Annotated in this window: 9 protein-coding genes; 5 read left to right on the top strand and 4 right to left on the bottom strand. The window is 64.8% G+C overall.

Going from position 1 to position 12,587, the window contains the following annotated elements:
• Positions 1 to 17: 17 nt before the first annotated feature.
• From AB7531_RS04280 to AB7531_RS04270, 3 genes are read right to left on the bottom strand one after another with little or no spacing between them, the layout of a single operon-like run.
• Positions 18 to 1,034 (bottom strand): methyltransferase, encoded by a 1,017-nt coding sequence (locus AB7531_RS04280; RefSeq protein ID WP_063980728.1) that lies wholly within the window; start codon positions 1,032 to 1,034, stop codon positions 18 to 20.
• Between the two features lie 24 nt (positions 1,035 to 1,058).
• The gene (locus AB7531_RS04275; RefSeq protein WP_084794947.1) at positions 1,059 to 2,033 is read right to left on the bottom strand and encodes a Bug family tripartite tricarboxylate transporter substrate binding protein; all 975 of its coding nucleotides are present in this window, start codon (positions 2,031 to 2,033) and stop codon (positions 1,059 to 1,061) included.
• Between the two features lie 46 nt (positions 2,034 to 2,079).
• On the bottom strand, positions 2,080 to 2,997 hold the full coding sequence (locus tag AB7531_RS04270) for a hypothetical protein (RefSeq protein ID WP_063980726.1): 918 nt from the start codon (positions 2,995 to 2,997) through the stop codon (positions 2,080 to 2,082).
• A 153-nt stretch (positions 2,998 to 3,150) separates the two neighbouring features.
• Between AB7531_RS04270 and AB7531_RS04265 the strand changes: the two genes are divergently transcribed.
• The 4 genes from AB7531_RS04265 (at position 3,151) to AB7531_RS04250 (ending at position 8,509) form a co-directional block, all read left to right on the top strand.
• On the top strand, positions 3,151 to 4,737 hold the full coding sequence (locus tag AB7531_RS04265; RefSeq protein WP_063980725.1) for a winged helix-turn-helix domain-containing tetratricopeptide repeat protein: 1,587 nt from the start codon (positions 3,151 to 3,153) through the stop codon (positions 4,735 to 4,737).
• A 110-nt stretch (positions 4,738 to 4,847) separates the two neighbouring features.
• Complete coding sequence (locus AB7531_RS04260) at positions 4,848 to 5,963, top strand: winged helix-turn-helix domain-containing protein (RefSeq protein ID WP_063986041.1); 1,116 nt, start codon at positions 4,848 to 4,850, stop codon at positions 5,961 to 5,963.
• Positions 5,964 to 6,122: 159 nt separating this feature from the next.
• Entirely contained in the window at positions 6,123 to 7,343 is a 1,221-nt protein-coding gene (locus AB7531_RS04255; protein ID WP_063980724.1) for an MFS transporter, read from the top strand.
• An 11-nt stretch (positions 7,344 to 7,354) separates the two neighbouring features.
• Positions 7,355 to 8,509 carry an acyl-CoA dehydrogenase family protein gene (locus tag AB7531_RS04250; protein ID WP_063980723.1) on the top strand — a complete coding sequence of 385 codons (1,155 nt, stop codon included), beginning with the start codon at positions 7,355 to 7,357 and terminating at the stop codon, positions 8,507 to 8,509.
• A 204-nt stretch (positions 8,510 to 8,713) separates the two neighbouring features.
• On the opposite strand, the gene AB7531_RS04245 is transcribed toward AB7531_RS04250, so the two are convergent.
• The gene (locus tag AB7531_RS04245) at positions 8,714 to 10,879 is read right to left on the bottom strand and encodes a putative bifunctional diguanylate cyclase/phosphodiesterase (protein WP_441279906.1); all 2,166 of its coding nucleotides are present in this window, start codon (positions 10,877 to 10,879) and stop codon (positions 8,714 to 8,716) included.
• Positions 10,880 to 11,347: 468 nt separating this feature from the next.
• Here AB7531_RS04245 and mepA point away from each other — a divergent pair, with 468 nt between their 5' ends.
• A complete protein-coding gene (gene mepA, locus AB7531_RS04240) occupies positions 11,348 to 12,292 on the top strand; it encodes a penicillin-insensitive murein endopeptidase (RefSeq protein WP_063980721.1) in 945 nt (314 codons plus the stop codon).
• The last annotated feature ends 295 nt before the right edge of the window (positions 12,293 to 12,587 follow it).

The raw sequence follows: 12,587 nt of genomic DNA, 5'->3' as shown, positions 1-12,587 counted from the left end.
GTCCCAACGGACGGCAGTCAGTGCCCGACCTTTCGGAATTGGACCAGGCTGAACGAGCCGACACCGCTGGTGCCGACGAAGGCGAAGCCGGCGAGGACGCCAAGCCTGCGGTACTCGGCTTCCGTCCGCTCGCGGCCACCAGGTCCCCGCAGCATATTGAGGTCGCTCATGGCACAGGAGCGGTCCTGGGTCTCAGTCGTCGCAGGCTCCGGCATGATCCGTTCGATCACGATCAACGTTCCGCTGGCCGGCAGCGCGTCCCGGCAGTTGCGCAGAATGACCTCGCAACGATCGTCTCTCCAATTGTGCAGGATGCTCTTCATCAGGATCGTGTCGGCGCCGCCCAGGACCTTCTCGAAGAAACTGCCGGCGACGAACCGGCAGCGATTGGCGATGCCAAGCCGGGCAAAATGCGCCCGCGCTCCCGCCTCGCAGCGCGCGAGATCGAAGGCGATGCCCTCAAGATGCGGGTTGCGCTGGAGCACGCCGCCGATCAATTCGCCGGTGCCGCCACCGAGGTCCATGACAACGCGCGCGGTCGCGAAGTCGTGGGCCGCAACGATCCTTGGAACGATGCTCCGCGTCAGGCTGACCATCGCGGCGTTGAAGCGGCGGGTGAATTCCGGCGCATTGCTCGTCGCGGCATAGCGATCGTCGCCATCGCCGCGCAGCTCGCCCGCGCTCTTGCCCGAGCGAACCGATTCGACCAGTCCGAGCCAGGATTGCGCGAGCATCTCGCCCTCGAAGAGAACCCAGTCCTTGAAGGAGGGGTCGGCGGTCTCGTCGAGCTGCCGGCCGAGCTCGGTCATGGCAAACCGGTCGCGGTCGGCCTGCCTGCACAGGCCAAGTGTCGTCAGGCCAACGAGCAATCGGCGCAGCGCACTTTCATCGGCGGACACCAGCCGGGCGAGCTCGGTCACCGATTTCGCCTCATCGCCGATGGCCTCGGCGAGATTGAGCTTCGCCGCCGCATAGATCACCGCGGTGATGCGATGCGACTGCACGAGATCATGCACGGATGCCGGCCCGCTCATGTGTTGCCTCCTGTCAATGCCGCTTCAATCGGTCGGGACGAACCCCGTTGCCTGAACGATCGCCTTCCACCGGTCGGATTCGGATGCGATCAGCCGGGCGAAGTCTTCCATGGCGATCGCGTCGGGCTCGACGGCCAGCTTTGCCATGCCGGCCTTGACCTCGTCGGTGCGCAAGGCCGCCTGGATCGCGGTGTTGAGCTTATCGACGATCGGCGCCGGCGTCTTGGCCGGAACGAAGAACGCAAACCATGTGAGGTCCTCGAGCGACGGATATCCGGCCTCCCGCATCGTCGGTACCGCCGGAACAAACAGGCTGCGGCGCGGTCCGGTGGTCGCCAGCGCGCGAAGATCTCCGGACTGGACGAGTCCGAGCGAGCTGCCGATCGGCATGACGGTCGCGGCAATCACGCCCTTGACCAGATCCTGAATCGCACCGCCGCCCTGATAGGGCACGTGAAGAAAATCGAAGCCGGCGCTGCGGCCCAGCATCGCACCGAGAAAATGCAGCGAGGTTCCGGCGCCCGGCGAACCAAAGGTGGCGTGCTTCGGATTGGCGCGGCACCAGGCCACGAAGTCCGCCAGCGTCTTGACGTCGGCCGGCACGCTGGGACCGACCGTCAGCAATGTCGGGGTCGAGGCGACGGTCGACACAGGCGTGAAATCCCGCGGATGGTATCTCAGTGTCTTGTAGACGTGCGGAAAGAACATCATGAAGCCGAGCGGCGCGAACAGCATGACCGATCCGTCGGCGTCGGCGCTCTTCACCGCCTCCACCGCGATGCGACCGGCCGCGCCCGGACGGGTCTCGACCACAATGGTTTCCGCATAGCCGCTCATCTGGCCCGCCACGAGCCGCGCCAACCCATCCTGCAGCCCCGGCGTGAAGCCCGTCAGGATATGCGCGGTTCTCGCGATCGGCTGTGCAAGAGCCCGCGGTGAAATATGCGTAGCGGCGAACGCCGCAGCGGCCGCCGACAACACATCACGACGCGTGATCATCACCCGTTTCCCTGATCGAGCCCAGACCAAATGAGATCGCAGCATGCTACCTGGCCATCGCTGCGGTCTCTGGAGCCATGGATGAGCCGGGTCGCACGAACACAAAACGGGATATCGCAGATATCTGCGCGTCCTCACGGCCATCCTGGCCGATCAGGATGAGGCCTGCTCCGCCATTCGCCACCGTCAGGACGACCGCTTCGCCCGCCCACGTTCCGATAGGCTCCATCCCGATGGTGAGAAACTCACCGATCGGCTGGTCCAAATACTGAAGTCTCAGCTGCGGCGCGATTTCGGCGGGCGCCAGAGCAAGACCGAGCTGTTGTGCACGCGCATAGATTTCCCGCAGCGAAGCCTCGCCTTGAAAGCCGAGCTCCGCAACCGACACGGCAACAAGCTCAACCTCCGCCTTCTTGCGACTTAGGGTAAAGGCCGGTCGAGCGAGTATCTCATCAGCCGCGTTTCCGACGCCGCAGCCCATTGCGCTCATCGCGCTGCGAAGAGCGAACGTATCCGTGAATGTTCCTATCCGGATCGTCTTCCACGCCAGGACATCTGCAGCCGAGCTGACCGGAATCTCCGATCTGGGAGCCGGCGGGTCGACCTTGACCGCCAGCTGCCTCCGCAAACCATCCTGCGCAGTGCATTGAGCCTCGGCGCGATCTACGGAAATCAAGCTGAACAGGTTGACGACCAACAGGATCGCAAGCGCACTGCCAATGCGCCAGGGTGCCGGACGATCGGGCCTTGCGCGGCCTTGCTGCAAGGCAATGTAGTCCATATCGGCGCGCGTCGCGCCGATATCCATCAACTCCCGATCGCTGAGGGCACAGAGAGCGGTTTGTACCTTCAGCCGTCTTCGGCGCTTCTGCCATGCGCTCCAGACCCGCAGGAAAAGGCTGGTCACTTGCTGCACGGGTGTGGCAGTCCGTCGCACCTGTGCAACGCCGTTGATGGTACTCATCGGCGATATCCCTTGGCGATACCTTTACCGAGGGCAGGATGTCAGGACTTCGCCGGGCACGCTTGACGTGCAGCTTACATTTTCCTGACCGGCGCCTTACTTTACGCCCCAGCAGGTGCAGAGGCGGCTTCATCCAACGACGGGAGTGGCAACTTGCGCTATCTCTTCGATGAATACGTGCTCGACACGGATCGGCGCGAGCTGCATCGCGGGGCCGATGCTGTTTCCGTTGCGCCACAGGTCTTCGACATTCTCGACTACTTGATCGGCAACAGGGAGCGTGTCGTCAGCAAAGACGACCTCATGAACGCGATCTGGAAGGGGCGCATCGTATCGGAGGCCGCGCTTGCGACCCGCATCAATGGCGTCCGCACGGCAGTCGGCGATTGCGGGGAAGCGCAGCGCCTGATCAAGACGATCCCGCGCAAGGGCTTCCGTTTCGTCGGAGCCGTTCGGGAAGTACGGGAGCCGGATCCTTCAACCGTCCCTCACCGGTCAGAAGCGAGAACAGCGGCCCTCCCGCTACCGGATAAGCCCTCGATTGCCGTACTCCCTTTCGTCAGCCTCAGCTCCGATCCCGAACAGGAGTATTTCGCAGATGGCATCGTGGAGGAAATCACGATGGCTCTGGCTCATTTTCGCTGGCTGTTCGTGATCGCACGCAATTCGAGCTTTGCGTATAAGGGCCGGGTCGTTGATGTAAAGCAGGTCGGCCGCGAGCTTGGTGTCCGCTATGTACTCGAAGGCAGCGTGCGCAAAGCCGGAAATCGCATTCGAATCGCGGGGCAGCTGATCGATGCCGAAACTGGAACGCATCTCTGGGCAGACCGCTTTGAGGGCCCGATCGAGGACATGTTCGATCTGCAGGACAATCTGACGTCCAGTGTCATAGGCGCAATCGCCCCGAGGCTGCAGCGTGAGGAAATCAAGCGGGCAAGGCGGAAGCCGCCCGAAAATCTGGATGCGTATGATCATTATCTGCGCGGGCTGGCGAAATCCCGTTGGTCCAACAACGCAAACACCGAGGCGCTGCAGCTCTTTTGCAAGGCGACCGAACTCGACCCTCGACTGGCTTGTGGCTATGCGATGGCCGCCTGGTGCTATACCCGGCGCAAGGCGAACGGCTGGATCAGCGATCCCGCGAAGGAAATTGCGGAAGCCACCCGGCTGGCCCGGAAGGCGGTAGAACTGGGGGCAAATGATCCGGTTGCACTGTCCGTGGGTGGATATGCACTCGCCTTCATAGCCCATGAGTTCGACGACGCGGCTGCTTTCGTGGATCGAGCTTTGGCTGACAACCCTAACTTCGCGCAAGCCTGGGCCACCAGTGCCTGGCTGAGAGTTTGGAGGGGAGAGCCGGATCTCGCCCTCGAGCACGCCGCACATGCCGTGAGACTTAGCCCGCTCGATCCGCCCATGTACTACGACGCGCAGGGAGCCATGGCGTATGCGCATTTTCTGGCGGGCCGCTATGACGCGGCGGTATCATGCGCCGAGACCGCATTGCGTGGTCAGACGAGTTTCCTGCTCGTGACCTGCATTGCCGCAGCCAGCAACGCATTCGCTGGGCGGCGTGAACGAGCGCAACGATCCCTCCTGCAAGCCCTTGAATGCAATCCAGATCTTCGTGCCAATCTCGAGAATCTGGCACCGTTTCGCCGGGCAGATGACTTCGCGATCTTCGAGAAGGGTCTCTGCGAAGCGGGCCTTCCGGAAAAGCACGACCTTGGCACCCCCTGACGGGGTGGACCAATGTTCGCGGCTTAGTTTTCGGGAGCGAAGGCCTATTCTCCACGGATTATTGCTCCCGCGCCCTCGGAGAATAGAGGGCAGGCTTGGAGAATGGTGCCATGCGCTATTTCTTCGAGGACTGTGCGTTGGACACCGAGCGGCGCGAATTGCGGCGCGGGCTCGATGTGGTGCCCACGACACCCCAGGTTCTCGATCTGCTCGAACATCTGATCCGCAGCAGGGATCGCGTCGTCAGCAAGGACGATCTCGTCAACGCGATTTGGAATGGCCGGATCGTATCCGATGCGGCGCTGACGACCCGGCTGAACGCCGTCCGGCGCGCGATCGGTGACTCCGGTCAGCAACAACGTCTTATCAAGACATTTCCACGCAAGGGCTTTCGTTTCGTGGGCGCCGTGCACGATGAGGATCGGCAACCAGGAACCACGGCAGCGGTTACGATCCCGGTTGCCTCTGCACACGCTGTTGGCGAACGGCGATCCGCAGGCTGGCTGGAGGACCTCAGAGGCCGTTTGAAGCTCGTCGGCAGCGTGCTGGCGTCGGTCGCCGCCATCGGCGCAATTGCCGGTGGCGTTGCCGGATACTGGAATGCCTGGAAGACAGTCCGTACCGACGCACAACGGGAAGCTCAAAATATCCAGCCACAGCCGACAGTCAGGCCCGAGATCGCGCCTCGCCTCTCTCTCGTCGTGTTGCCCTTCGCCAGCCTCAACGACGGTCCGGCGCAGGACTCCTTTGCCGACTTGATCTCGACAGGCTTGACGACCGATCTCGCGCGAACGCCCGCCACTCTCGTTGTTGGACGCGACACCGCCTTGACCTACAAGAAGAAGGTGGTCGATCTGCAGCAGCTCGGGACGGATCTCCGCGTCCGCTGGGCCGTGCGGGGCGCGGTGAGACGCAACGGAGACCAGGTGCGGGTCAACGTATCTCTGACCGACCTTCAGACCGCCCGCGACATCTGGTCGGATAGGTTCGACGGCGACCTCGCAAACCTGGCCGTCTTGCAGGATACCATCGCAGCGCGGCTTCTCTGCGTCGCACACTTGCACCTCCGTCAATATGAAGAAGCCCTCCAACAGTGCAGCCGCTCCCTCAATATGACCGGCACGGATTCTGAGGCCTACATGAGCCTGATCTCGGCGTACGGGTGGCCGGGGCAAATGGAACGGGCACGCGGGGGCAGCGAAACCGCGGCACAAGACACATCCTAAGTCGGTGTTGCGGTGGCCCATGGCGCATGCCGACGCTCAAGGCGCTGCAAGGTAACGAGCTCTGTACCCGCGCATTGCGCGTAATCTTGCCCTCGGCCGACAGATGGGCCACCATCCCCGCGCGCACCATCAACAAGAGCAAAAGCGCAGAGGAAACGGATGAGCAAGCCGTCAGGGTTCGACTATGGCTGGGTCGTGGTCGCTGCGGGAGCGCTGATGACCTGTGTCGGCTTCGGCACGATGCTGTCGCTTGCGGTCTTCCTGCAGCCGATCTCCGAAGCGATGGGCTGGTCGCGCGCGGGCGTGTCGGCGGCGGCCACGCTGGATTTCCTCTGCATGGGCGTTGCCGCGTTCTTCTGGGGCACGCTGTCGGACCGGTTTGGCACCCGCATCGTGGTGCTTGCCGGAAGCCTGCTGCTGGGCCTCGGTCTCGTGACTGCGAGCCAGGCAACCAGCCTATGGCAATTCCAGCTTTTCTTCGGCGTGCTGATCGGCGTCGCCGCCGGCAGCTTTTACGCGCCGATGATGGCGCTCGCGAGCGCCTGGATCGAAAAGAACCGCAGCCTCGCGGTGGCGCTGGTCTCTGCCGGCATGGGCGTGTCGCCGGTGACGATCGCGCCGACCGCAAGCTGGCTGATCACGGCCTATGACTGGCGCACCGCGATGCTGGTGATCGGCTGTGCGGCGTGGGCGCTGCTGATCCCGGCCTGCTTCCTGGTGCGGCCGGCGCCGCAGGCGGCTGGCCCGGCGAGCACCGACGCGGCACCGGAGATCGAGCTGACCGCGGCGCAGGCGCTGCGCACGCCGCAATTCATCGCGCTCGCAGCCGCGCATTTCGCCTGCTGCGCGGCGCATTCCGGTCCGATCTTTCACATGGTGTCCTATGCGATGGTGTGCGGCATCGCCCCGCTCACCGCGGTGACGGTCTACAGCGTCGCCGGCGTCTCCGGGCTCGGCGGACGCCTGCTGCTCGGCGCGGCAGCCGATCGCATCGGCGCCAAGCCCGTGCTGGTCGGCGGCCTGTTCGTGCAGGCGATGTGCATCGTGACCTATCTCGCGGTGGCGCAGCTCGGCGAATTCTACGCGCTCTCGGTCGTGTTCGGCCTCGCCTATGGCGGGGTGATGCCGCTCTATGCCGTGCTGGTCCGCGAGTACTTCGGCGCGCGCATCATGGGCACCGTGTTCGGCGCGGTGTCGGCCTTTGCCAGCCTCGGCATGGCGCTGGGTCCGTGGGCCGGCGGGCTCGTGTTCGACAATTTCCAACGCTACACATGGCTGCACGCCGGCTCCTTCGCGATCGGGCTCGCCGCCGTCGCGGTGGCGCTGAGTTTTCCGACAAGACGCAGGCAATCGCTCGACCTCGGCCGCGCTGCGGCCTGACGAGGTGACGCATGAACAGGCCGCAAGGCTTCGATCTCGTTGAACGTGCCCGGGCAATCGCGCCACTGATTGCGCGCGAAGCGGACGAGATCGAGCGCTCCCGTCGGCTGACGCCGACCGTCGTCTCGGCTTTGATCGAGAGCGGGCTCTATCGCGCGCTTTTGCCGCAGAGTCTCGGCGGTGCGGAAGCCCCCATCGAAACCTTCATGCAGATGCAGGAGGAGATCGCGAAGGCGGATGCCTCGACCGCATGGTGTCTCGGCCAATGCAGCGTCTGCGCGATGATCGCGGCTTCGCTCGACCACGACATTGCGCGCGAGATCTTCGACAGGCCGCCCGGCATCCTCGCCTGGGGCGCGATCGCGCATGAGGCGCGTGCGGTCGAGGGCGGCTATCGCGTCACAGCGCGCTGGGATTTTGCCTCGGGCTCGCGGCAGGCGAGCTGGCTGGGGGCGCATGTCCGCATCGTCGGAGCCGACGGGACGCCGCGGAAAAATGCCGACGGCTCGCCAGAGGTTCGCACCATCCTGTTTCCGGTTGCGAGCGCGGTGCTGCACGACGTCTGGCAGGCGATCGGGCTCGCCGGCACCGGCACGGATTCCTATGAAGTGAGCGACCTCTTCATCCCCGAGCGTTTCACGGCGTTCCGTGACGTGCCGTCCGCGCTGCGTGAGACGGGTCCGCTCTACAGGATCGGCACCGGCTCGACCTTCAGCCTCGGCTTTGCCGCGGTCTCGCTGGGCGTCGCGCGCGCGACGCTGGATGCCGCCATTGCTTTGTCGCGGGCAAAGCACCAGTCGCTGGCAGCGAGCGCCATGCGCGACAACCAGGCTGTCCAGGGCCTGATCGGCCGCACCGAGGGCGACTTACGCGCTGCGCGCACCTATCTCTATGCGACGGCGAATGCGATGTGGCACGACCTCTGCGCGACCGGCCAATTCAGCCCGGCGCATCGCAGCGCCGTTCGCCTCGCCGCGACCTGGACCATCCATCAATCGGCCAAGGTAGTCGACGCCGCCTATCACATGGCCGGCGCGACTGCGGTGTTCCGCAGCAATCCGTTCGAGCGGCGCTTTCGCGACATGCACGCGATCGCGCAGCAGATCCAGGCGCGGGATACGCATTATGAGGATGTGGGGAAGGCGATTTTGGCGGAGGGACGCTGAACTACAGCCGCAATGACGCTGCGCTCCCTCGCCCCGTTCTTACGGGGCCGCGACGAGCTTCGCTCGCGCTGAGAGGGTTGGGGTGAGGGGCATCTCTCCACACGGGCGGTCGTTGAAGGACCTGTACCCCCTCACCGGAATCCGCGCTACGCGCGCATTCCGACCTCTCCCCGCAAGCGGGGCGAGGTAAGGGGCAGCCCCGCCTTACGCCACCATCGCAGCCTTCTCGTCACCATCGATGCCGCGCTGGGCGGCGAGCAGGCTGATGATCTCGGCGTTGGGCCGGGCCTTGCTGAACAGAAAGCCCTGGCCCTCGTCGCAGCCCTCGGCCCGCAGGCAGCTCAGCTCGGCTTCGGTCTCGACGCCCTCGGCGGTGATGGTAACGCCAAGGCCTTTGCCGAGGCTGACGATGGAGCGGATGATCGCCTGGGCCTCGCGGTTGGCGCCGAGATCGCGCACAAAGGACTGGTCGATCTTGATCTTGTCGAAGGGGAAGCTGCGCAGATAGCTGAGGCTGGAATAGCCGGTGCCGAAATCGTCCATCGAGATGCGGACGCCGAGCGCGCGCAGCGCATGCAGCGTCGCCAGCACCTGCGCGCTCTTTTCGAGCAGCAACGTCTCGGTGATCTCGAGCTCCAGCCGCCGCGCCGGCAGGCCGGAATGTTTCAGCGCGTCCGTGACGACCGAAAGCAGATTGCCGCTGCGGAACTGGAGCGGCGACAGGTTGACGGCGACGCGGACATCGTCAGGCCAGGTCGCGGCGTCCAGGCACGCCCGGCGCAGCATCAAGCCGCCGAGCGGATTGATCAGGCCGGTTTCCTCGGCGACCGGAATGAACTCGGCCGGCGAGACCATGCCGCGCTCGGCATGCGGCCAGCGCACCAGCGCCTCGAAGCCGGTGATGCGGCCGCTCTGGAGGTCGATCAGCGGCTGATAGTAGGGCCGCAGCACGTCGTTCTGGATCGCGTCGCGCAGCTCGACCTCGATCTTGCGCCGGCTCTGCGCCTTGGCATCGAGCGCGGCCTCGAAGAACGCAAAGGTGCCGCGGGCATCGGCCTTGGCGCGCGACAGTGCCATGTCGGCGCTCTTGAGCAGCTTTTCGGAATCATCGCCGTCGCCGGGCGCCATCGCGATGCCGATGGAGGCGCCGATCACTACGGAATGGCCGTCGAGCAGATAGGGATCGGCGATGGCTTCCAACAGGCGTTTTGCCAGCATCACCGCGTCCTCGGGACGCGTCAGCCCGCTCTGCACGATCGCGAACTCGTCGGAGTTCAGCCGCGCCAGCGCGTCCTCCTCGCGCAAGGTCGAACGCAGCCGCTTGGCGACGCCGCGCAGCAGCTTGTCGCCGACCGCGTGTCCCAGCGTGTCGTTGACCGCCTTAAAATTGTCCAGCCCCAGCATCAGCAGCGCGACCTTGTCGGAGCTGCGCCGCATATGCAGCAGCATCTCGTCCACCTGCTGGCGCAGCAGATTGCGGTTCGGCAGGCCGGTCAGCCCGTCATGCTGGGCCATGAAGGCGAGCCGCGCCTCGGCGCGCTTGCGTTCGGTGATGTCCATCAGTGCGAGCAGCACCGCGGGCCGGTCGGCATAGGTCAATTCGCGGGAATAGATCGCAAGGTCGATCAGCGCGCCGTTGGCCTTGACGTGCTTCCAGGTGCGTGCGGCCTGCTCCTCGCTGGAGCGATCGGTGGTCCAGGGCGGCTCGCTGTCGAAAGCCTGCAACGAGCGGATCTTCAGCTTCTCGAATTCGGCACGGCTATAGCCGTAATGGGAAATCGCGGCATCGTTGACGCCGAGGATGCGCTCGTCGTCGAGCGCACAGACGATCATGGGGACGGGATTGCCGTCGAACAGCAGGCGGAACGAGGCCTCGCGCTGCTTCAGCTCGGTGATGTCGACGCGCAGGCCGACCACGCCGCCGTCGTCGGTCAGCCGCTCGTCGATCAGGATGACGCGGCCGTCCGCGAGCATCTGCTCGTGGCGCGCGCCGGACTGATAGAGCTTTTGCAGCCGCTCGGCGATCCACTCGTCCTCGTGGCCGGCCGCCTCGGGATAGTCGCCACGCGCGACGCCGATGCGCAGCGTGTCCTCGAGGCGCGCGCCTTCCTCGAACAGATCGGCGGTCTTGCTGTAGATCTCGGCGTATTTCCTGTTCCAGAGCACGTAACGGCCTTCGGCATCGAGAAACACGATGCCTTGCGGCAGGAGGTCGATGGCCTGGCGCAGGCGCTCATGGGATTTGCGGGCCTCGGCAATCGCCGCCTCCGCCTCGGCGCGGCGGCGCAGGAGTTCGTCGCGTTCGGAAACGGATTGAGGCGCGCGCGCGAAGCGCGGCTTGCGCGGCTGTCGGCGAGCCCGGGCGAGCACGCCTCCCTTTCGCTTTGTTGTTTTTCGAAACCCCAAACTCAACTTGATGCGTCCCAGTCGCGCCCAGTGGCCGCAAGTTTTGGGGCAAGTGTCTGAAAAAAAAGTAATCTTGGGTGGCTTGTCGGTCGGTCGCACAGTCTGGTGGCCGCAGAAAAGCAGCCCTCATTGCCGCTTTGCGCGGCGCGGCAGCGCCGCCGGGCGCGCCAAGCCCATCACATCGTCGTCATCGGAGAACGCGATGGCGCAAAATTGCGCGCTGCCTTGAATCATTTCCGAGATCGCGCGCGAATGCATACAGAGGGCTGGGAGCACGCCTCCCACGCACGAATTTTGGTCAATGCACGAGAGGGTTATCGCGTCGTTAAAAATCGGCCGGCCGCGCGTAGGGAACTGCGACTTTCGGACAATATTTCGGCCGAAGGACTGTTTCTTAACCCTGACGCCGCGTTGCGTTATAAGGATGACAGCATGAGTCCCCGCCGCCTCACCCCTCTCCTGCTTGTCATGACGTTCCTGACCGCCGGCGCCGCGCCGGCCCAGGACAAGGGCAGCGTCAACCCAAAACCGCTACCGCCGCTCGCCAACCCAAACGATCCCAGCATCGGCGCCAAGGAGCTGTTCGCGCGAAAGCTGCTGCCGTCGAAGGGAACGGCTCATGTCATCGGCTCCTACACCAAGGGCTGTATCGGCGGCGCCATGCAGATGCCGCTCAACGGCGACAATTGGCAGGTGATGCGGCTGTCGCGTAACCGCAATTACGGTCATCCCGACATGATCGCGCTGATCAAGCGGCTCGCGGCCAGGGCGAATAAGGACGCGGGATGGCCGGGCATTCTGGTCGGCGACATCGCCCAGCCGCGCGGCGGGCCGGCACTGTCAGGCCATGCCAGCCATCAAATTGGCCTGGATGCCGACATCTGGCTGACGCCGATGCCGGACCGTCGTTTGTCACGCGAGGAGCGCGAGGACTTGTCGGCGGTGATGATGGTGCGCCAGGACCGGCTCGACATCGACCCCAAGGTGTTCACGCCTGCTCATGTGCTGGTGCTGCGCGACGCAGCGCAGGAGCCGGCAGTGCAGCGCATCTTCGTCAATCCCGCGATCAAGAAGGCGCTGTGCCGCGAGGCCAAGGGGGACCGCTCATGGCTGTCGAAAATCCGGCCGTGGTGGGGCCACGACTATCACTTCCACATCCGCATGCGCTGCCCGGCGGGCTCGAGCGAATGCGAAGGCCAGTCGTCGCAATCCGAGGACGAAGGCTGCAAGCCGTCCGACCTCGCCTACTGGTTCAGCGACGCCGTGCTGCATCCGAAGCCTCCGCCGGAGCCGCCGAAGCCAAAGCCGCCGATGACGCTGGCGCAGATGCCGGCGGCCTGCAAGGCGGTGCTGCACGCGGTGGATGCGAAGCAATAGGCGGCTGGCTGGGCAAGCTGCCGCCTCACCCACCGCTGTCGTCCCGGGGCGCGCGAAGCGCGAGCCCGGGATCCATAACCACAGGGAGCGGTGGTTGAGCGAAGCGGTAACTCCGAGTCTTCGTCAAATTCCTCCCTCGGGCTATGGATCCCGGATCTGCGCTCCGCTTCGCTGCGCTTATCCGGGATGACAGAGTCATTACTGGCTCCCATCCTCTGAAATGCGCTAGGATCGCCTTGCCGCTCTGCCGTAAGCTGAGCGGCCCTGTCGGGACGCGCATCCCGCCTTTCAGCAA

This window comes from Bradyrhizobium sp. 63_E2_N1_3 (assembly GCF_052076005.1).
Taxonomy (GTDB): domain Bacteria; phylum Pseudomonadota; class Alphaproteobacteria; order Rhizobiales; family Xanthobacteraceae; genus Bradyrhizobium; species Bradyrhizobium barranii.
The sequence above is the reverse complement of the archived record's forward strand: the minus strand, read 5'-3'. Positions and strand labels throughout refer to the sequence as shown.